This is a genomic window from Hydrogenobaculum sp. 3684 (genome assembly GCF_000213785.1).
Taxonomy (GTDB): Bacteria; Aquificota; Aquificia; order Aquificales; family Aquificaceae; genus Hydrogenobaculum.
The window spans coordinates 560,582-579,624 of record NC_015557.1 but is presented as its reverse complement, the minus strand read 5'-3'; the positions used below and the strand labels follow the sequence as shown (position 1 = coordinate 579,624).

Here is a 19,043-nt window from a genome sequence, read left to right as displayed (position 1 = left end):
TTATCTTATATAGTTTGGTATATTGATGATGATTTCTTTTGTATAATCTACCATATGCTTCATCATCCAACTACCAAGCAAAAATATTACGAAAAACGCCGCAAGTATTTTGGGAATGTAGCTCAATGTCATTTCTTGGATTTGGGTGGCAGATTGAAGTATACTTATCACAAGTCCCACCAAAAATGTGGTTATAAGGATAGGAGCTGAAAGAAGTACAGTCATCTTAATCATATTTTCTGTAATGGTTAAAACTTGATCCTGGCTCAATGGTAACTCCTCACCAACGATAAGATAACTAATTCCCAACCGTTCACAAGTACGAAAAGCATAATCTTAAAAGGTAATGATATGACGGTTGGCGGTATCATGATGATGCCCATTGCGAGTAATATTGCAGATACTACCATATCTATTATTAGGAATGGTAGGTAAAGTAAAAATATAATTTGAAAGGCTATTGACAGCTCACTAACCATAAAAGCTGGAATTACTACACTTAAAGGCAGGTCGTTTATGTTTTTTATATTATCTTTGTTTGGTATGTTTGAAGCTAATAAAAACGTTCTTTCGGTGCTTACTTTTGTGTTTCTTACCATAAATTCTTTGAGCGGTTCTATTGTATTTTGTATAAATTGTTTATCTGTAATTTTGTGCTGAAGATATGGCTGTAAAGCGTTCTGATTTATTTGATTTATTACAGGATACATGACATAGAACGTAAGGAAAAGCGCTAAAGACGTTATCACTTGATTGGGTGGAACATTTGGGAGACCAATAGCTTGTCTTAATACTGATAAAACAGTAACTATTCTGATAAAAGATGTCGTCATTATTATTATGGATGGCGCTAAGCTCAGTACTGTTAATATCAGGATAAGCCTTATAGCTTCAGTGAAGTTGCCGTTGTTAAACTTTACTTGTATTCCAGGTATGACATTGATAGGGTTTTCGTTTTGAGCCATTGCTAAATGTATAGATATTAAAAGCCATAGACCTATGCTAACTAACGTCTTTAGCCTCATAATCCATCTCATATATAAGTTTAGCATAATCTTTTGATACAAACACTAAAATTAGTTTGTTTTTAGCTTTTAGTATTATAAATTTAGAATGTTTATCAAGAGGTATTATTTTGTATATGCTAATTATATCGTTAGGGTTGTAAGTTGTTTGAATTATCTTTTTCCAATCAAAAGCCGTATACAGAAATGCTATAAGCGATAAGACCATACCAAGAGCGCTTAGGGTTTTTAGAAATAAGATTATTTCCACAAGTCTACATAGATTGTACTATAAATTGTGTAAAGTAAATGTTTTGTACTCCACCGGTAACCAATATTGCATTTATTCTTTTGATGAGTTCTAGCCTTAACTCTTCTTTTCCTTCAGGAGTTCTTATCTCATCGTAGGTTTTTGAGCTAAGCAAATTTATAACGGCATCTTTTATGATTGGTAATCGTTTTACAACTTCTTTTTCAACCTTTTGGTTTGATAGTTCTAATGTAATAGATACTTTTGCATAAGTATTTGCGTTTTTATCGGCTAAGTTTACTAGAAAAGAACCTAGGTTATACATCACACCAAGCTTTTGTGGTGCTACAACCATTTGTTTTGTTGATTCCTTTTTTTTATGTGTTAGGAAAAAGTAAGCGCCGGCTCCTCCTCCTATCAGGAGAAGAAGCGCCGGTATCAGTATAAAAATTAGTTTTTTCTTGCCGCCTGATTGTTTACCTTCTTCTTTTACTTGTTCCTCTGCCATACTATACTATTTTAACCTGTAACCATGTTCAGCGTCGATTGTAATACGTTGTCAGAAGATGTCACAACTTTTGCATTGGCTTGGTAAGATCTTTCAGCAGTTACAAGTTGTATGTAAGCTTGTGCTATATCTACGTTTGATTGTTCTAGCATGCCTGATTGGATAATATCGGCACTTCCTGGCAACAGTATCGTTGGTGTATATATGGACGTATATAGATTGGAACCTTTTTCTATTAGCTCGTTAGGGTCTTGGAATTGAGCAAGGGCAACTCTATAAAGAGGCGTTGATTGGCCGTTGGAATAAACCCCAACGACTGTACCATCGCTTGATAGCACGTAGACATTTACAAGGTTTCCAAGGCTATAACCATCTTGAGAAGCGGTGATAGTAAAATCAGATGCATCCTGAGTTATATATGAATTGTCGATTATCCCTGCGCTTATGCTTGTTGTGGGTTTAGATCCTATTAGTTGTCCGAAGGCTAATCCTCCTGTGGATTGAGAGCTGGCTGAGTTTAAGTTTCCTATTATGTTTCCATCTCCTAGCACAAGAGCGTTTTGAGTGCCTATAAAATATTCGTAACTTGAAGATGTAGGATAAATATATACGCCTATTGTTGAACTTGTTGTAATGTTGCCGGTGTTTGGATCAAAGTTTAATAAAGCTGTAGCTGCATATATTGTGCTACTTCCAGTATATATAGGTACTCCTATACTACTAGATAGATTGTAAGGTACGAAACCGTTGGCAGCTGCAGAGCCTATGGTGTCCCATTCTTGCGTACCGCCAGGTGGTTTTGTTGGATTTACTACGTAGCTTATAGTAGTAGAAGATGTAGTAACATCTACTACCCAATCTGTTACCATAGAGCCAGATGAATTTGTGCCAGATATCATATAGTATGGGGATACGGTAGCAGAAATAATACTTGAGCTTGCTGTATTTGGTGGGTTTGTGATATTATACCACGTCAAAGACCCACCGCTTATGGTTGTGCTTTGCCAAGTACCAGCTACGTTTCTATACAAGACTTTACCAGAAGTATCGCTGTAATATGCTGCTTTTTCATTTTCTGCATATATATAGTTCCATGTGTTTGGCCCCGTCTTCTGAAAGTATGCGTCGCCTTCTATAGTATTTCCTAAACTATCAAAGGTTGTCAATGTGTTTTGATAGTTAAAAGTAGCGGTATTTAGAGGATTAAAAGCTTGTGTTATGCTTGGGGCTGTGGAGTTTAGATTTGTAGGTTGCTGATAAGTTATTAAGTCTGTGGCTTTTGGTGGTTGCTGAGGTACTATATATATAGGCTGTAAAGAGGTGCCCACTACAGACCCAGATTGATCAACTTTATATCCTAAAAGCTTTAAACCATCAGGATTTACCATATAACCTTGTTGGCTTATAGTAAACTGTCCGTTCCTTGTATAAAAAATATTTCCAGCGTTAGCTGGGTCTTGTAAAATAAATAACCCATTACCTTGTATAGCCAAATCTGTATTGTTGCCAGTTTGCTCAAAGTTACCGAGTTGCCAATCTATTTGTGTAGAATCAACTATAACACCAGCACCGTATACTGTAGATTTTAATGTATCAGTGAGTGTGTTGATACCTACGTTTACGTTGGCTATAACGTTTTCAAATATTGGATTTATAGCTTTGTAGCCTACTGTATCGGCGTTTGCCATGTTGTTTGATACTATACTTAGATAGTTGTTAAAAGCATCAAGACCAGAAACCGCGTTGTAAAAGCTTGGTAACATAAAACACCTCCTTAAATTGTACTTGAGTTAGGTATTGCCCCAGCGTATATTATGTTTGACGCTGGTTCTGACAAACCTGACTGAAGAGTGAGTTCCAAATTTGTACCACTTAGATTAACAGATTGAACTATATCAGCTAAGCCAAGTTTTACATTTTGGTTTGGAATACCGTTTGATAATATTTGCACTCCATATTGGCCAGGTTGCAATCCAGACAGACTTAAGGGGTTTAAACCTGCTGTTAAGCTCATTGTGATTGTTTTTACAGGTGTATTACCGTTCATTATTTCAACAGTTACGCTGGACATGCTTGTGGGAGCATCAAGATAATAACTGACATTTTTTGTAGTATCTATGCCACTTGTACTAAACACAAACTCTTTTCCTATCATATTCACTGAATTGAGCATAGTCATCTGCGATAAAAGCGCCTCTAGGGCTTGGGTTTGTTGCTGGGCCATACTGTAATAACCTATTTGCTGAAGTTGTACTGTAGCGTTTATCATAGACGTTACATCGTTACCGCTTGAGGATGTCGGGTCTTGATACTTTAGTTCAGTGGTGTAAATTTCCATGTAAGCGCTTGCACTAAGATTCATGAGACTTTGCTGGGTACCAGGGGGTACAACATTTACTTTTGGAAGCCAAGATGGTGACGATATACTCTGTCCAGTTGTTAATCCACCTATCAAGTTTGAGCTATTTATCGTACTCATTATGTACCTGGTCAACCAAACTGTACAAAACTGTATTGCTCTGTACAGCTTGAGTTGGGGTATTTGTATTCCGCCATTTCAGATACTTCCAACCCCAACAGGCGGTATTTTGGAAGTATCATAGACCCTGCACCAAGTACAGGAACTAACCTGTTTGCCATCCTTACCCAATCCCTTGAAATCATTACCCTTTTCAAGGGAGAAAAGTCTCTATAACTCTCAAGGCAAGAGAAGGCAAAGGCTGTGAAAAGAACTTGCCAGTTTTTGTATCTACCTACAGGTAGACCTCTCACCTGTTCCTTCCGTCGGTTTACAGGTTGTTGAGAAGCTGACTTACTCTTTTCACTTTCTATAATAAACGACAAATGTTTTTGTAACGTTTTTAAATCCTTTTTTAATTTTACCAATTTGCTTTTTAATTTATTTCTTTTGTACTGATTTTTCTCTTCTTTTATCTCTTTCTTGAGTTTAGCGATCTTATCCTCAATACTGGCTTCACTAAACAAAAGAAAATCTTTATCATTTAATAATCCTTTGTAGTTTTTAGGTAGTTTTTCCTTATATCCTAATCCTCTTCTTGCTATTACAAATGCTGCTGCAATATCTTTGTCTATGTTAAACTGCGGTGCATATTTTAATTTGCCTATTAAAGATGTATATGCTGGATTTACTTTTCTAATTTCTATTCCATTTCTTCTTGCTGTAATCTCTATTTTATTTAATAATCTCTTGTATATCCACTTTTGCAATTTCTGTCTTAGTTTAGCAAACCCATCTCCTCTTTTACCTTTTGGTAGTTTATCTAAGTTTTCTATTGCAATAGCTTTGTTTTCCTTCTTAGCAATTTCTATTATTTGATGTGCTATTTGCCATTCTAAATATTGTCTTTTTTCTGAGCTAACATCCAATAACTCATGCAAGCTTATCGCTTGATAGTTTTCCAGATTTCCATCTTTTGACACTGTTACTAATGCTAAATGAAATGGATAAGCGTTTATATCTATGCCTATTATTCCATTATCTTTTTAATTGTAACAGGTGGTAATTTTTCTTCCACAGATATGAAAGCATATACATTACCGTTTTTACTTTTAATCTAACGCTATATGGAAACCAATCACTTGTCTGATATGCCTTTTCTAATATAAACATAAACTCTATCCATTTATCTTTTTCTCTTTTAACACTTCTAATTACCTTTGCATAGATATACTGTCTATCTCCTGTGTTTATTCTTAAATAAAGTTTATCATTTATCCACTCAAATCTTAAATTCAAATTACCTTGTTTTGTTTTATCTCCTCTTGAATATAAATTCCCTTGTCTGCTTTCTTTCCATTTTTCTTTTAGCTCTTTTCTTCTTCTGCCTGTTAAGTGATTTTTCTTTAATTGCTCAAACAATTTCCTTGAGCCAAATACAAGCTTTTTTGGATTTTGTCCTCTTTCTTTGTATGATGAGATTGTAGACTGTGCTAAAAGAATAGCATCATCTGAGTATCTTGTGTTTATGTTAAATAGTTTTGATAAATGTTTTTTTAAATCTTTTCTTTTTTCACCTTCCAATAATCTTTTGTATGCATATCTCATTGCTGATGAAAATCTACGCATCAAATCTAATACAATCTCTTTATCTTTTTCATTTTGAAACTCAAGTAAACATTGAAGTGTCAACATTTCCCGCCCATAGTTTATTATTTTACACTTTTTTACAGAAAATAGCAACTGTTGTGTACCTCCTAACTTATTTTGCTTAAAAGCTCTTTTAACTCTTGTAAGCTATTATTATAATTTATGCCAATTTTTGGATTTTGCATGAAAAAACTATCTATATCGGATTTATGCTCTAAAACTTTATCTATGGTGGGGTTGGATCCTTTCCTATAAAGTCCTACTTTTATGATATCTTCCATCGAATAATATTCAGATAGAATTTGTTTAAACTTAAGCACGTAGTTCCAATGCTCATCTGAGACTATATTTGGCATTATACGGCTTATGCTTTTAAGTGGGTCTATAGCTGGATAGATACCCGAATCCGCTATTTTTCGGGATAAAAGTATATGTCCATCCAAAAAACTCATGGCGCTATCTGCTACAGGGTCTAATGAAGTATCGTCACCTTCTACCAGTACGCTAAATATTCCAGTAATACCATAGTCTCCAACTAGCCCACATCCTTCTATTATCTTTGACATAACAAGAAATACAGAAGGTGTATAACCTTTTAGTGTAGGGGGCTCTCCTATAGAAAGCCCTATTTCTCTTTGCGCCATGGCAAGTCTTGTCAGAGAATCCATCACAAGTAACACATTGTAACCTTTGCTGGCAAAGAATCTAGCATGTACTAAAGCGCTGATGGCACCTTTGACTTTCATTATAGGCGTTTGGTCTGATGTAGATACTATCACCACCGATTTTTCAAAAGCCTCTCCCAACACATCTTCTACATACTCTCTAACTTCTCTTCCACGCTCTCCTATAAGCGCTAATACTACTATGTCAGAAGAACTATGCTTCATAATCATGCCAAGCGTAGTGGTTTTTCCAACACCGGCCCCAGCAAAAACACCTATTCTCTGTCCTACACCAATGGTTGTTAACGCGTTTATGGTCCTTACGCCGGAATCAAATATTTTTGATATTTTTTTTCTTTCCATAGGAGAGTAGTTTTCTAAACTTAAAGGTAATTTTTTTAATGATTTTACGCTTTTGGTATTAGCACTATATATTATGTTTCCGAAAGGATCTAATACTTTGCCTAAAAATTCTTCTGATACATATGTAGATACTGGTTCTTCGCTATATAGCACTTTAGTGCCCGGTTTTACATTAACATTGCTGTCAAAACACATTATGATTGCATTTTCCTTGTCAAAGCCTATGATCTCACCTCTGAAACCACCGTCTATCGTTACTTCATCCCCGACACCAGAACTATAGTTGGAAGCTTCTATGTAAACCCCACTTACCTTAGTTATTTTACCGTATATTTTGTAGGGCCTTTTCAACAACATCTTTTAATAAATCCTTGTTAAATCTTTCCAAAATAAAGTCCTCTGTTTCTATTTGAAATTCGCCGTTTTCTAGGTTTTCCTCTATAAATTTAATTTCTACGTTATCTAGATTTTTTATATATTTTTGAAAAGTTTCTATAAATGTTTTGTTGGCTTTTACTATGATGAAATGTTTAAATATACCGCTATCCTCTAAAATTTTTTTTACTATAGAGTCTAAATCTATACTACATTTTGCGTATAAACTACTTAGTATAGTTGATATCAATGTACTTATCTCTTCTATGGTTAATTGCTCGCTTTGGCTTATGGTATTTTTGATAGTTTCTAAACTTTGTAAAACGGCATTTTTATAAGCTTCTTCCTTAGCTTCGTTTTCTTTTAGTTGTTCTATGGTAGCTTTCAATTGTTCCTTTTCGGCTATTAAAGCGTTTTTTTCTTGTTCAATGTTTTCTAATTCTTTTTTAATAGTCTCTATTTCTTCTTCAGTCTTTTTGTGTTTTTCCAAAAGACTTTTAATCTCTTGGTCTTTTAACGTTATTTGTTGTTCTAATTGCTCTATAGTTTTTCTGTATTGTAGTATTTTAGTTTGTGTTTCTTTTTTTATAAGCTCTAAAACTTTGTTAAAAGATGTTTCTGGTATTTTGTTTGGTGGAGGCTCTTTGTTTTGAATTTCAAAGGCAATATTTTGTATTGCTTCAAAGTGATCATTCATAAGAAGCACCGCCTGATAGGTCTATCTTGCCTTCATCTGCCAACTTCTTGATAACGGCTATAATCTCTTTTTGAGCTTTTTCTACATCTGCGGCTCTTACAGGACCCATTGCTTCCATATCTTCTTTCATGATGGTAGCAGCTTTTTGAGACATATTTGAGAAAAACTTTTCTTTTATGGCATCGGAGGCTCCTTTTAAGGCAACCATAAGCGTGTTTTTGTCTACAGCTTTTAGTATTTCTACGATATCTCTGTTGTTTAGTTTTGCTATATCTTCAAATACAAACATTCTATCTTTTATCCTTTCTGCTAGATACTTATCCTCTTGCTCTATTTTGTTTAAGATCTTATCGGTAATTTTTTTATCGAGCAAGTTTAGTACTTCTGCCGCTAATACAAGCCCATCTGTTTTTTGAGAGAATCCGCTTAAACCTATCCCCCTTATCTCTTCTGCTAAGTTTTCTATAAGCTCTCCTAAAAACTCTGGAGATATATTTTCCAATGTTGCAAGCCTTTTTGTTACTTCTACAGCTATATTCTCTGGTAAATACTGCAATACATCGGCCGCTCTCATTGGACTTAATTGAGATAACACGACGGCTATAGTTTGAGGATGTTCCTTTGCCAATAAAGAAGCTAAAACTTTAACATCTACTTTTTCTAGTTCCTGAAAACTCTTTATAATAGTAGAACTACTTACAAATTCATATATCTTGGCAAATTTTTCTGGTGGTAAAACTTTTCTTGCAAACTCCAAGAGTTGCTCGGTATCTGGTGATACTATTGTTGTCTCTTGATAATCTTGTAAAAATTCTTTAGCTATCTCCTCTACATCCTGAAGAGTAATGCCTTGAAGAGTATTCATATTTATAAATATATCTTGGATCTCCGATTCATCTAATTCTTTCATTATTTCCACAGATACCTCTGGAGGTAAAGCCATCATAAGCACCGCAGCTTTTTGAGCTTTTGTCAATTTATCTACCGGCATAATTATTATAATAAACCATTTTTATTTATATAGCAATATATTAATCTGATTTAAAAAACAACCAAGCTTTATCACCACCTTTGGGGAATTTTATAAGATGATACTTACCTTTTAATTTGTTGCCATTTAGTATAAAATCGTATTTTTTATCCGTTCGTTCTAAAAGTTCAAATGTGCCTTTATCCCAAATTTTTACTACACCAGCACCATATTGACCTTCTGGTATCACACCTTCGAAGTTTGCATATTCCAAAGGATGGTCTTCTGTTTGTATGGCAAGTCTTTTGACACCACTTTCTACTGGTGGTTCTTTTGGTATAGCCCAGGATTTTAATACACCATCTAAAGCTAGCCTAAAGTCCCAATGTAGGTGAGAAGCGTGATGCTCTTGTACTACAAATATGGATTCATGGCTTTTTGCTATACTCCATTGAGGCTCTGGTGTTTTTGAAAAATCTCTCTTTTTAGAATAATCGCTCATGATATTATATCAAGCATTTTTTTGACTGCTTTCTCCAAGCCAAACAACACAGCATTTGATATTATAGAATGTCCTATGTTAAGCTCTTCTATAAGATCTTTTAAATCCAAAAAAAGGTTTATATTTTGATAAGTGATGCCGTGCCCTGCGTAAACATTAAGACCTAGTTCTCTTGCTAAGATTGCAGCTTTCCTTAGCCTATTTTTCTCCTCTTCTAAAAGCCTAAAATCTCTCTTATGAAAACTCTCTGCAAATCTTCCAGTGTGTAGCTCTATTGCATCTGCCCCTGCAAATTTCGATGCTTCTACTTGTTCAAGGTCTGGGTCTATAAAAAAAGATACCTCTATCTGATTTTCTTTAAAATCTTTTATATAGCTTTTCAAATAATCTATGTTTGATAATATGTCTAATCCGCCTTCAGTGGTTATCTCTTGTCTTTTTTCTGGTACAAGAGTAACTCTTTGAGGCCTTATTTCTAACGCAATAGCTTTTATCTCTTCTGTAGGAGCCATTTCAAGGTTTAGCGGAATTTCCACCAATGTCCTTACCAACCTTACATCTTCATCTTTTATGTGTCTTCTGTCTTCTCTTAGATGCATTGTAATCTGGTGAGCACCAGCTCTTCTTGCTATAAAAGCGGCTTCTAATACAGACGGTTCAAAAGTTTTCCTCGCTTCTCTAATAGTGGCTACATGATCTATGTTCACACCTAGTCTCATAACACTACTCCCACTCTATTGTGGCTGGTGGTTTTGAAGATATATCGTAAACCACTCTGTTGATACCTTTTACTTCTTGTATTATTCTCCTCATCACATGTTCTAAAAATTCATAAGGAAGCTTTGACGGTTCTGCGGTCATTCCGTCTTGGCTGTCTACCGCTCTTAAAGCTAAAACCTTTTCGTATGTTCTGTTGTCTCCCATTACGCCTACAGATTTTATTGGTAAAAGCACAACAAAAGCTTGCCACGTCTTATCGTATAAATCCCACTTTTTCAACTCTTCTATAAAAATAGCATCTGCTTCTCTTAGAATGTTTAAATCTTCTTCTTTTACATCTCCTATTATTCTTATCGCAAGCCCTGGCCCAGGAAATGGATGTCTATACACCATGTCTTTTGGAAGACCAAGTTCTAAACCTAAGGCTCTTACTTCATCTTTGAAAAGTTCTCTTAAAGGTTCCAAAAGTTTTAGATTCATTTTTTCTGGGAGCCCTCCAACGTTGTGGTGAGACTTTATTTTAGCTGACCCATGAATACCAGCGCTTTCAACAAGATCTGGATAAAGCGTGCCCTGAAGCAAAAACTCTGCGTTGTATTTTTTGGCTTCTTCTTCAAAAATCTCTATAAAAGTGTTTCCTATGATTTTTCTTTTTTGTTCTGGATCTTCAACGTTTTTAAGCTTTTCTAAAAATAAATTGCTTCTATCAAGCGCTACAATATTAAGACCAAGATTTGTAAGATTTGATATTACTTCCTTTGACTCGTTTTTTCTAAGAAGCCCATGATCTACAAAAATGCACGTTAGTTTATCACCTATAGCTTTGTGGGTTAAAACAGCAGCTACAGCAGAATCTACACCACCAGATATAGCGCATATTACCTTTTTATTGCCAACAGTTTCTTTTATCTCTTCTATTTTATGCTCTTTGAAATTTTTCATATTCCAGTTTGGCTGGCATTTTGCTATATCAAACAAGAAGTTTGACAACATCTTTTTACCGTATTCGGTATGATAAACCTCCAAATGAAACTGCACACCGTATATTGCAAGATGCTTGTGTTTTATAACAGCATTTTCTGAGTTATCCGAAAAACCTATAGACTCAAAATCCTTTGGTAAAGTATATACTTTATCCGCATGACTCATCCAAACTACGGTATGCTGTGGTATATCTTTGAAAAAGATGTTAGGTTTAAAATCTAAATATGCCTTACCATACTCGTGTTTATCTGATCTTTCCACTGTTCCACCAAAATCATAGGCTATTAACTGATGTCCGTAGCATATTCCCAATATGGGTATTCCAAGCTCATAAATCTTCTTGTCAAGCTTTGGTGCATTTTCCTCGTATACCGAATATGGACCTCCAGAAAATATCAATGCACATGGCTTTTTTGCAATTATCTCCTCAATGTCTATATCTGGTGAAACTATCTCGCTATAGACCCCTAACTCTCTTACTTTTCTAGCTATAAGCTGTACATATTGAGACCCAAAACTAACTATTAGTACGTGACCTTCCAACGTTTTACCCTTATAATATTTAGCTTATATCATGAGCCTTTCTAATTCCCTTTTCTTAAGTATCTCTATATAGCCTCTTTCCGTATGTATTATACCTTCTTTTTTCCATTTGCTCATAATACGTATGGCTGTTTCTACAGTAGTGCCTGTCATCTCTGCTATATCTTGACGAGTAATAGGTATTTCTATTGATATTTTACCACCTTCTTTTTCTTCACCTACAGACTTTGCTAGTTCTAGTAGCACTCTTGCTATGCGCTCTTCCACTCTACCAGAAGCTATGGATTTTAATATATCGTAAGCGTATAAAAGATTGTGAGTAGCATCACAAGTTACTTTTACAGCAAAAGCTGGATACTTGATAGCTAAATTTATAAAGTCTTGGTTTGAAAGGTATAAAACAGATGATTCTGTCATAGATTGAGCTGTGTATGTAGTTTTTATTTTTGACTTTATATTTGATCCACCCCACTCAATCCATCCAAAGGTATCTTTTGGAAATACGAGCCTTACTATAATTGTGCGGCCGTCCTGGGTCTCTTTTATGAGCTTGACTATACCATCCATCAATATAAAAAGCCCAGGTTCAGATTCCTCTTCAAAGAATATATATTCGTTTTTTCTATATTCTCTCATATTTAGAAGACTTGCCACTTCCTTTATCTCATCGTTAGACATATTCTCAAATATGCTAACGCTTTTAAGAAACTTTATCTTCTGATCTATGGTGCTCTTAGGCTTTTCCATTGTTTCCATACATACCTCCAAAAATAATATAAATTAGTGATATAACCATATGATTATACCATCATATACTAAATTTATGCAAATAAAATATTTTTTCAAGATATTCTTTTATGGTAACATCTCCTTCTCGTGGTTCATCTAGTATGCTGGTATATATTTGTGGCTCCATAATCTCGTCAAAATCTTCGTAATCTACAGACTCTAAAAGCGTTTTTGCTTCTTTTGTGACTTTTATAGATTTTACATCAATACCTTCTAAATAAAGCCATATCAAAGACCATGCTCTGGCAAGGCTTATTGGATTGTATCCACCACCTCCAAGCAAAATAAATTTCTTTGTATATTTTCTTATTATGTCTATTGCTTTTATATAAATGTTGTTTGATAGACTAAATTTTGATAAGTAATCTTCTTTTACAGCATCAACACCCATTTGTATCACAAAAGCATCCGGGGTAAATTTTTTTGTGGCTATTTCAATGGCTTTTTCTAAAGCATGCAAGAAATCGTTATCGTTAATCTCCTTTGGAAGAGGTATATTCATATTAAAACCAAAACCTTCACCTTCTCCTAGTTCATCTGCATATCCAACATGGAAAGGAAAAGCGTACTCTGGAGATTGATGCAAGCTTATTAAAAACACATCGGCGCTGTTATAAAAAGCTTCTTGAACACCATCTGGATGATGAGCATCTAAATCTATATACATTATCTTCTTAAAACCATGTTTTTGTAGATGCAATATGCTTATAACTGGATCGTTTAAAAAACAAAAACCGTTTGCCCGTGATTTCATTGCGTGATGCATTCCACCTGCTGGGTTAAACGCCACAAATTCATTCTCTGTTTTATGGTTTTTAATATAAAATTCTACGGCTTGGACGCTAGAGCCCGTTGCCAACAAAGATCCTTTCCACATACCCGCTGATACAGGATTTTCTATAGTTCCTATGGCATATTTTTCTCTCATATAATTGGTGGCTTTCATCATTCTATCTGCTTCTATAAGAGCCTCTATATAATCTTTTGTGTGGAAAATAAGCAACTCTTCTATAGACGCATCCCTTCCTTCTAGATAATCGACATCAAAACCAAGTGCCTTAAGGTAATTTATCATAAGGGAAACCCTAGGCACCCTCAAGGGATGGTTTTTAGGGTATCTTAACTCTTTATACTTTTCACTAGCTATTAAAATATTCACACTATAAAAAGCCTGAAAATAAAATGATTTATTTACCTAACCACTGGTCTAATTGTTTTTCACTACTTGGGGCTCCTGGATGCATTTTACCATCCATGCCTATAATAGTGGGTGTACCTTGGACTCCAAGTTTCATAGCTTCTTGCATAGAGTTTTTGATAAAAGCTTCTCCTTGAGGGCATTGAGACATAGGTGCTTTTGCGTTGTAAGCATCGTGTAGGCTGTTCCATCCTTTTTTGTTGCACCAAAGCCCTACAGCTGATTGGAAAGCTCCTGGATGTATTGGCAGTGGGAAAAGTATAACTCTTACTTCTACGCCATTTTTATCTGCCCATTTTTGTATAAGAGGTTCTGCCTCGTGGCAAAATGGACATTTAGGATCGGTAATTAGATATATGTATTTCTCTGCTGGTGGTGGATTTGTACCAAAATAAGATTTTCCTTTGTAATAACTAAAAGCTACATACTGATTTAGTCCTGATTCTTCATTTTTGCTTACTTTTAAGAACTGGCTCGCAGTTTCTTCTGTAAGATTTTGCTTTGTAATAGCGTTTAGAAGCTGACCAGCTATAAAGTAGTTTCCTTTTGGATCAGTATATATAACATTTGGTGGCCCACCGTTTATTTTTATAACCACTTCACAAAGGCCTTTTATTTGTTTTAAAGGTTTTTCTGCTACCACTTGGACCTTTGCCCCTGGTGGTGTAAAATGCTCTACGTTTGTAATTATAGTGTTGTTAGAAGGGCATTTTGTAGTTTGAAGTTTGCTACAAGCATTTAAACCAATACCAAAAATAGCTAACGCAAGCACTAAACTTGGCTTTAAAAATTTAGCTTTTTTAAATTTAATGTTCATAATTACCTCCATATAATATTTTAATAGTATATCATGAAATTTATGTGATTATCTAAAAGTGTTTTATGAAGCTGTTTTTGCTGTTTCTAATAGGTGCTCAGATATTTTGATATGTTTTATGGCTTCTTTTACAAATTCAATATTTAATTTATGTCCACCCATGTAAGAGTATATATTTGCTGAAAATCTTACACCGGTTAAATATAAATCTCCTATTAAGTCCAGGACTTTATGGCTTACAGGTTCATGAGAATGTCTTAGTCCACCTTGGTTTAATACGCCTGTATCCGTAAGCACTATGTTGTTTTCTAAAGAGCCACCTTTTCCAAGACCTAACTTTCTAAGTTTTTCTATATCTTCTATATGACAAAAAGTCCTGGCGCTTATAAGCTTTCTATCTATGTGTGGTTTTTCCAATTCGGAGTTGTAATTATAGGTTTGATGCTTTAGAAAATTTCCAAAAAATCCTTCAAACGTAATAGACAAACTTTTTTGTGGTTTTGCCATTATATATTTGTTGCTCTCTGAAACTCTTACAATATTTGAAAGATAGCCAAAATATTTAGGAGCATCTTGAGTAACTTTGTATTTTTCTAAAAGCTTGAAAAACTCACAAGCACTCCCATCCATAATAGGGGATTCATCAGAATTTACAAACTCCACTATTACATTGTCTATATCCGCTAAATATAGGGCTGCCATTATGTGCTCTATAGTTCTAAAAGTTACTATACCGTTTCCTATGGATGTTGAATTTGAAGTATCTACTACATTTTCCACATGAGCTTTTACTTTATAAGCGTTCCTCATAAAGATTATGCCTGTATTTTCTTCTGCTGGATGGAACTTTACCTTTGATATTTCACCTGAGTGTATACCAATGCCCTCTATTGTAAAAGAATCAGATATGGTATTTTGCAAAAAACATTCGTTTCTCATACATAATTATCTAGGCAAATTATGTGCCAATAGATGATATGTATTTTGCTATAGATTCTATGTTTGGTTTTTGTGGTACATAAGTCACGTTAAATCCTTCATTTTTTATAGCATCTGCCGTAGTGTTTCCTATGGCAAATATATCTTTTTCGTTTAAAATGTATTTGTAATTTTGCAAATTTTTTAAAAGCCCTAAAAAAGCTGAAGGACTAGCAAAAAATATTCCATTTATAGTATTAACAGCCTCTAATACCTTTTCTATATCGTAAACCTTATGCTTAGTTTTGTAGGCTTCCAATATGAAAATATCTTTGTTTTTTACCATATTTTTTATATCTTCTGGAAGCTCAAAGTCCGTTCTTATCCAAAGAGTTTTACCACTTATTATAGGTAGTATTTCTTTTATTGAATCTCTAGTGATTAATTTTTTTGTGTTGTAAAATTTTAAGAAAGACTCTTTAGTTTTTTCTCCCACAATATATATATTAATATTTGTATTTTTGCAAATATATAAATTTTTAAAAAATATTTCTACAGCTTTTCTGCTGCTAAAGATTATACTGTCAAAGTCAAAGCCTTTTAACTCAAACTCTTTTGGTATTGTTTCTATCATAGGTAAGCTGATAGTATTTATATTGTAAGAAGAGAATATTTTTTGAGATTCTAAGTTCTTCTCTTCTTCTCTTGTGAGAAGCAGCTTATACATTGTATATGTCTTTTGATAGTCTGGAGAGAATACCGTTTATAAAAGAAGGCGTTTTTTTATTACCATAGTTGTTTGCAATTTCTACATAATCTATTATAGCTTGTATGTTTTTTTTAGGTTTTATGTAAAGAAATTCTGTGAAAGCAGTTCTTAAAATAGCTTTTTCTATGCTGCCCAAATCATCAAGATTCCAATTTTCAAGATAAGAGGCTATTTTCTTGTCTATATTTTCTATATTTTCTTCAAACTTTTTTGTTATAAGTAGTGCATATTTTTTACTATCTTTTTTAAGTGGCGGTTCGCTCATATTTATAATTTCTTGAGCTATGCTAGATATTTCTCCACCACTTATATCCCAAGCGTAAAGGCTTCTAAATGCTATTTCTCGTGCTCTTGCTCTTATTTCTTTCATTATAAGCTCCAATAAAGAAAGCCGTTTTTTAAGAAAATATCTTTGTTGTATAAGCTTTTTATATCTATCAAAATTTTTGGGCTTTTAGTAATATTTTCGTAAAATCTTATATCGTATTCCCCAAAAGCGTTGTGTTTTACCGCTACAATTACAGCGTCGTAAGGTGCTTTTTCATAAGGGTCTTGTAGAAGTTCTATACCATATTCTTTAAACACTTCATCTTTGTATACGTATGGGTCGTATATGTATGTATTTATACCAAAATCTTTAAGTTCGTTGTATATATCTACTACTTTTGAGTTTCTTATGTCTGGAATGTTTTCTTTAAAAGAGAGCCCAAATATGATTATTTTTGAGGATTCTATCTGTTTTTTTGCTTTTATTAAAAGCTTTAAAACGTTTTGTACTACAAAGTTTGGCATATTGTCGTTTACTCTTCTACCAGAAAGAATTACCTCTGGATGGTGGCCTAACTCTTGAGCCTTGAATGTTAGATAGTAAGGGTCTACGCTGATGCAATGCCCTCCTACCAAGCCTGGTTCAAATTTGAGAAAATTCCATTTGGTAGAAGCGGCTTCTAATACATCCTTTGTATCTATACCCATTTTATGAAATATCATCGATAGTTCGTTCATAAGCGCAATGTTTATATCTCGTTGGGTGTTTTCTATAACTTTAGCGGCTTCTGCAACTTTTATAGATTTTGCTTTAAATATTCCAGCTTTTACAACCTTAGAGTAAATTTCGCTTATTATATTAAGACTATATTCACTGTCTCCAGAAACTACTTTTACTATATTTTCAAACCTGTGTATTTTATCACCAGGATTTATGCGTTCTGGTGAATAACCCACAAAAAAATCTTTTTTCCATTTAAGTTCTGATTCTTTTTCTAATATAGGTACACATTCTTCTTCCGTTAGACCAGGATATACTGTAGATTCATAAACTACTATACTGTCTTTTTGCAAATTTCTTCCAACTATAGTAGATGCACTAAATATAGGTTTTAGGTCTGGTACTTTGTGTTTATCTATAGGTGTTGGTACTGTAATAATAATAAATTTACATTTTTTTATATACTCTTCGTTGGCTGTAAAAAGTATATTGCTATTTAGAAGTTCTTCAGGAGTAGTTTCCTTTGTCCTGTCTATACCTAATTTTAATTCGTTTATCCTTATTTGGTTTATATCAAAACCTATTACGTTAAAATGTCTTGCAAACGCTACAGCCAATGGAAGCCCTACATACCCAAGCCCTACTACGCATATTGACTCTTTTTTGTTTAGAAAATCTTCTATGTTTATCATGCTTTTTTGATTATTGCAAAATGTTTTTTACCCACTTGTACTCTTAGCTCATTTTCAACAACTATTTCTTTGTTCGGATCTGTTATCTTCTCTCCGTTTATTCTTAGCCCTCCTCCAGATATTATTCTTCTTGCTTCGTTGTTTGAAGGTGCAAAACCTATCTTTACTATAAGTTCGTAAGCTTTTAAAGAATCTTTATCAGAAAAGCTAAATACTGGTGCGTCCTTCGGAAACTCTTTTTGAGAAAAAGTAGATTCAAAAAATTCCTTTGCTTCTTTGGCCTTTTCCTCTGAATGAAATCTTGATACAATGATGTATGCAAGCTGCTTTTTAGCTTCCATAGGATGCATCGCTTTTATCTTTTCTATCTCATCTGGGGTCTTATCGGTGAGTAAAGTATAATAGTCGTACATAAGTTCATCAGATATACTCATAATTTTTCCAAACATATCCTTAGGATCATCCTTTAGTGCTATATAGTTTCCATAGCTTTTTGACATCTTCTTTACACCGTCTATTCCCACTAAAAGCGGCATAGTAATACAAACTTGTTTTTCTAAGCCGTAATCCTTTTGAAGTTCCCTTCCTACAAGCAAGTTAAACTTTTGATCAGACCCTCCTATCTCTATGTCTGCTTTTAGCACCACAGAGTCGTATCCTTGAAAAAGTGGATATAAAAACTCATGAATGTGTATAGGAGAGCCTTCTTTATAGCGCTTTTGAAAATCATCGCGCTCTAACATTCTTGCTACTGTATATTTTGAAGCAAGGTTGACTATATCTTTTGTTGTCATAGTAGATAGCCACTCGCTGTTGTATAAAATTTTTGTTTTATCTTTATCTAAAATCTTAAAAACTTGCTCTTGATATGTTTTTGCATTTTCTAAAACTTCTTCTTTAGAAAGAGGGGGTCTTGTTTCGTTTCTACCGGTTGGATCTCCTATCATCGCTGTAAAATCACCTATTAAAAATATTATTTCATGCCCTAAATTTTGAAAGTCTCTTAATTTTTGAAGCAAAACCGTGTGCCCTAAATGCAAATCTTTTGCTGTAGGGTCAAAACCTGCTTTTACTACAAGGGGCTTTCCCTTTTTTAACTTTTCTATAAGCTCTTCTTTCTCTATAATTTCTACGGTTCCTTTTTGTATAATCTCCAATTGTTTCTGTATATCCATGGTTATAT

The 19,043-nt window shown here is 34.1% G+C and carries 20 protein-coding genes and 1 pseudogene; all 21 read right to left on the bottom strand.

The genetic code is table 11. From position 1 onward, the window contains the following. Positions 1-270, bottom strand: a complete 270-nt coding sequence (fliQ, locus tag HYD3684_RS03245) for a flagellar biosynthesis protein FliQ (protein ID WP_015419263.1) — start codon at positions 268-270, stop codon at positions 1-3. Continuing rightward, positions 267-1,025: a flagellar type III secretion system pore protein FliP gene (gene fliP, locus HYD3684_RS03240; protein ID WP_015419262.1), complete on the bottom strand. Its 759-nt coding sequence runs from the start codon at positions 1,023-1,025 to the stop codon at positions 267-269. The genes fliQ and fliP overlap by 4 nt, the downstream gene beginning before the upstream one ends. Then, the gene (locus HYD3684_RS03235) at positions 1,003-1,275 is read right to left on the bottom strand and encodes a hypothetical protein (protein WP_015419261.1); all 273 of its coding nucleotides are present in this window, start codon (positions 1,273-1,275) and stop codon (positions 1,003-1,005) included. The genes fliP and HYD3684_RS03235 overlap by 23 nt, the downstream gene beginning before the upstream one ends. A gap of 4 nt (positions 1,276-1,279) precedes the next feature. Next, the gene (locus tag HYD3684_RS03230; protein WP_015419260.1) at positions 1,280-1,762 is read right to left on the bottom strand and encodes a flagellar basal body-associated protein FliL; all 483 of its coding nucleotides are present in this window, start codon (positions 1,760-1,762) and stop codon (positions 1,280-1,282) included. A gap of 11 nt (positions 1,763-1,773) precedes the next feature. After that, positions 1,774-3,525: a flagellar hook-basal body complex protein gene (locus HYD3684_RS03225; protein ID WP_015419259.1), complete on the bottom strand. Its 1,752-nt coding sequence runs from the start codon at positions 3,523-3,525 to the stop codon at positions 1,774-1,776. A gap of 11 nt (positions 3,526-3,536) precedes the next feature. Beyond that, positions 3,537-4,241: a flagellar hook capping protein gene (locus HYD3684_RS03220; RefSeq protein WP_015419258.1), complete on the bottom strand. Its 705-nt coding sequence runs from the start codon at positions 4,239-4,241 to the stop codon at positions 3,537-3,539. Positions 4,242-4,252: 11 nt separating this feature from the next. Beyond that, positions 4,253-5,915, bottom strand: a pseudogene (locus HYD3684_RS03215) (IS200/IS605 family accessory protein TnpB-related protein). Positions 5,916-5,977: 62 nt separating this feature from the next. Further along, positions 5,978-7,255 carry a FliI/YscN family ATPase gene (locus HYD3684_RS03210; protein WP_015419256.1) on the bottom strand — a complete coding sequence of 426 codons (1,278 nt, stop codon included), beginning with the start codon at positions 7,253-7,255 and terminating at the stop codon, positions 5,978-5,980. Continuing rightward, positions 7,221-7,970 (bottom strand): hypothetical protein, encoded by a 750-nt coding sequence (locus HYD3684_RS03205; RefSeq protein WP_015419255.1) that lies wholly within the window; start codon positions 7,968-7,970, stop codon positions 7,221-7,223. The genes HYD3684_RS03210 and HYD3684_RS03205 overlap by 35 nt, the downstream gene beginning before the upstream one ends. After that, on the bottom strand, positions 7,963-8,961 hold the full coding sequence (gene fliG, locus HYD3684_RS03200) for a flagellar motor switch protein FliG (RefSeq protein WP_015419254.1): 999 nt from the start codon (positions 8,959-8,961) through the stop codon (positions 7,963-7,965). The genes HYD3684_RS03205 and fliG overlap by 8 nt, the downstream gene beginning before the upstream one ends. A 40-nt stretch (positions 8,962-9,001) precedes the next feature. Continuing rightward, complete coding sequence (locus tag HYD3684_RS03195; RefSeq protein WP_015419253.1) at positions 9,002-9,442, bottom strand: DNA polymerase ligase N-terminal domain-containing protein; 441 nt, start codon at positions 9,440-9,442, stop codon at positions 9,002-9,004. After that, a complete protein-coding gene (locus HYD3684_RS03190; protein ID WP_015419252.1) occupies positions 9,439-10,161 on the bottom strand; it encodes a pyridoxine 5'-phosphate synthase in 723 nt (240 codons plus the stop codon). Before HYD3684_RS03190 ends, HYD3684_RS03195 begins: the two co-directional genes overlap by 4 nt. 4 nt (positions 10,162-10,165) lie before the next feature. Continuing rightward, positions 10,166-11,689 (bottom strand): glutamine-hydrolyzing GMP synthase, encoded by a 1,524-nt coding sequence (guaA, locus tag HYD3684_RS03185; protein ID WP_015419251.1) that lies wholly within the window; start codon positions 11,687-11,689, stop codon positions 10,166-10,168. A 24-nt stretch (positions 11,690-11,713) separates the two neighbouring features. Beyond that, entirely contained in the window at positions 11,714-12,445 is a 732-nt protein-coding gene (locus tag HYD3684_RS03180; protein ID WP_015419250.1) for a Crp/Fnr family transcriptional regulator, read from the bottom strand. Between the two features lie 52 nt (positions 12,446-12,497). Continuing rightward, positions 12,498-13,637, bottom strand: coding sequence for an acetoin utilization protein AcuC (locus tag HYD3684_RS03175; protein WP_015419249.1), 1,140 nt, complete (start codon positions 13,635-13,637; stop codon positions 12,498-12,500). A 28-nt stretch (positions 13,638-13,665) separates the two neighbouring features. Then, a complete protein-coding gene (locus tag HYD3684_RS03170) occupies positions 13,666-14,493 on the bottom strand; it encodes a DsbC family protein (protein WP_015419248.1) in 828 nt (275 codons plus the stop codon). Between the two features lie 63 nt (positions 14,494-14,556). Further along, complete coding sequence (lpxC, locus tag HYD3684_RS03165) at positions 14,557-15,432, bottom strand: UDP-3-O-acyl-N-acetylglucosamine deacetylase (RefSeq protein WP_015419247.1); 876 nt, start codon at positions 15,430-15,432, stop codon at positions 14,557-14,559. 19 nt (positions 15,433-15,451) lie between these two features. Beyond that, positions 15,452-16,138 (bottom strand): uroporphyrinogen-III synthase, encoded by a 687-nt coding sequence (locus HYD3684_RS03160; RefSeq protein WP_015419246.1) that lies wholly within the window; start codon positions 16,136-16,138, stop codon positions 15,452-15,454. After that, positions 16,131-16,550 (bottom strand): transcription antitermination factor NusB, encoded by a 420-nt coding sequence (gene nusB / locus HYD3684_RS03155; RefSeq protein WP_015419245.1) that lies wholly within the window; start codon positions 16,548-16,550, stop codon positions 16,131-16,133. The genes HYD3684_RS03160 and nusB overlap by 8 nt, the downstream gene beginning before the upstream one ends. Beyond that, the gene (locus tag HYD3684_RS03150) at positions 16,550-17,860 is read right to left on the bottom strand and encodes a nucleotide sugar dehydrogenase (protein WP_015419244.1); all 1,311 of its coding nucleotides are present in this window, start codon (positions 17,858-17,860) and stop codon (positions 16,550-16,552) included. The genes nusB and HYD3684_RS03150 overlap by 1 nt, the downstream gene beginning before the upstream one ends. Then, a complete protein-coding gene (gene tyrS / locus HYD3684_RS03145) occupies positions 17,857-19,035 on the bottom strand; it encodes a tyrosine--tRNA ligase (RefSeq protein WP_015419243.1) in 1,179 nt (392 codons plus the stop codon). Before tyrS ends, HYD3684_RS03150 begins: the two co-directional genes overlap by 4 nt. Between the last annotated feature and the right edge of the window lie 8 nt (positions 19,036-19,043).

Coding starts and splice junctions, on each gene's coding strand:
- nusB (WP_015419245.1), bottom strand. CDS start 16,550: ATGAAAGAAATAAGAGCAAGAGCACGAGAAATAGCATTTAGAAGCCTT.
- HYD3684_RS03225 (WP_015419259.1), bottom strand. CDS start 3,525: ATGTTACCAAGCTTTTACAACGCGGTTTCTGGTCTTGATGCTTTTAAC.
- HYD3684_RS03220 (WP_015419258.1), bottom strand. CDS start 4,241: ATGAGTACGATAAATAGCTCAAACTTGATAGGTGGATTAACAACTGGA.
- tyrS (WP_015419243.1), bottom strand. CDS start 19,035: ATGGATATACAGAAACAATTGGAGATTATACAAAAAGGAACCGTAGAA.
- HYD3684_RS03205 (WP_015419255.1), bottom strand. CDS start 7,970: ATGAATGATCACTTTGAAGCAATACAAAATATTGCCTTTGAAATTCAA.
- HYD3684_RS03190 (WP_015419252.1), bottom strand. CDS start 10,161: ATGAGACTAGGTGTGAACATAGATCATGTAGCCACTATTAGAGAAGCG.
- HYD3684_RS03150 (WP_015419244.1), bottom strand. CDS start 17,860: ATGATAAACATAGAAGATTTTCTAAACAAAAAAGAGTCAATATGCGTA.
- fliG (WP_015419254.1), bottom strand. CDS start 8,961: ATGCCGGTAGATAAATTGACAAAAGCTCAAAAAGCTGCGGTGCTTATG.
- HYD3684_RS03180 (WP_015419250.1), bottom strand. CDS start 12,445: ATGGAAACAATGGAAAAGCCTAAGAGCACCATAGATCAGAAGATAAAG.
- HYD3684_RS03160 (WP_015419246.1), bottom strand. CDS start 16,138: ATGTATAAGCTGCTTCTCACAAGAGAAGAAGAGAAGAACTTAGAATCT.
- HYD3684_RS03210 (WP_015419256.1), bottom strand. CDS start 7,255: ATGTTGTTGAAAAGGCCCTACAAAATATACGGTAAAATAACTAAGGTA.
- HYD3684_RS03195 (WP_015419253.1), bottom strand. CDS start 9,442: ATGAGCGATTATTCTAAAAAGAGAGATTTTTCAAAAACACCAGAGCCT.
- HYD3684_RS03170 (WP_015419248.1), bottom strand. CDS start 14,493: ATGAACATTAAATTTAAAAAAGCTAAATTTTTAAAGCCAAGTTTAGTG.
- fliP (WP_015419262.1), bottom strand. CDS start 1,025: ATGAGGCTAAAGACGTTAGTTAGCATAGGTCTATGGCTTTTAATATCT.
- lpxC (WP_015419247.1), bottom strand. CDS start 15,432: ATGAGAAACGAATGTTTTTTGCAAAATACCATATCTGATTCTTTTACA.
- HYD3684_RS03230 (WP_015419260.1), bottom strand. CDS start 1,762: ATGGCAGAGGAACAAGTAAAAGAAGAAGGTAAACAATCAGGCGGCAAG.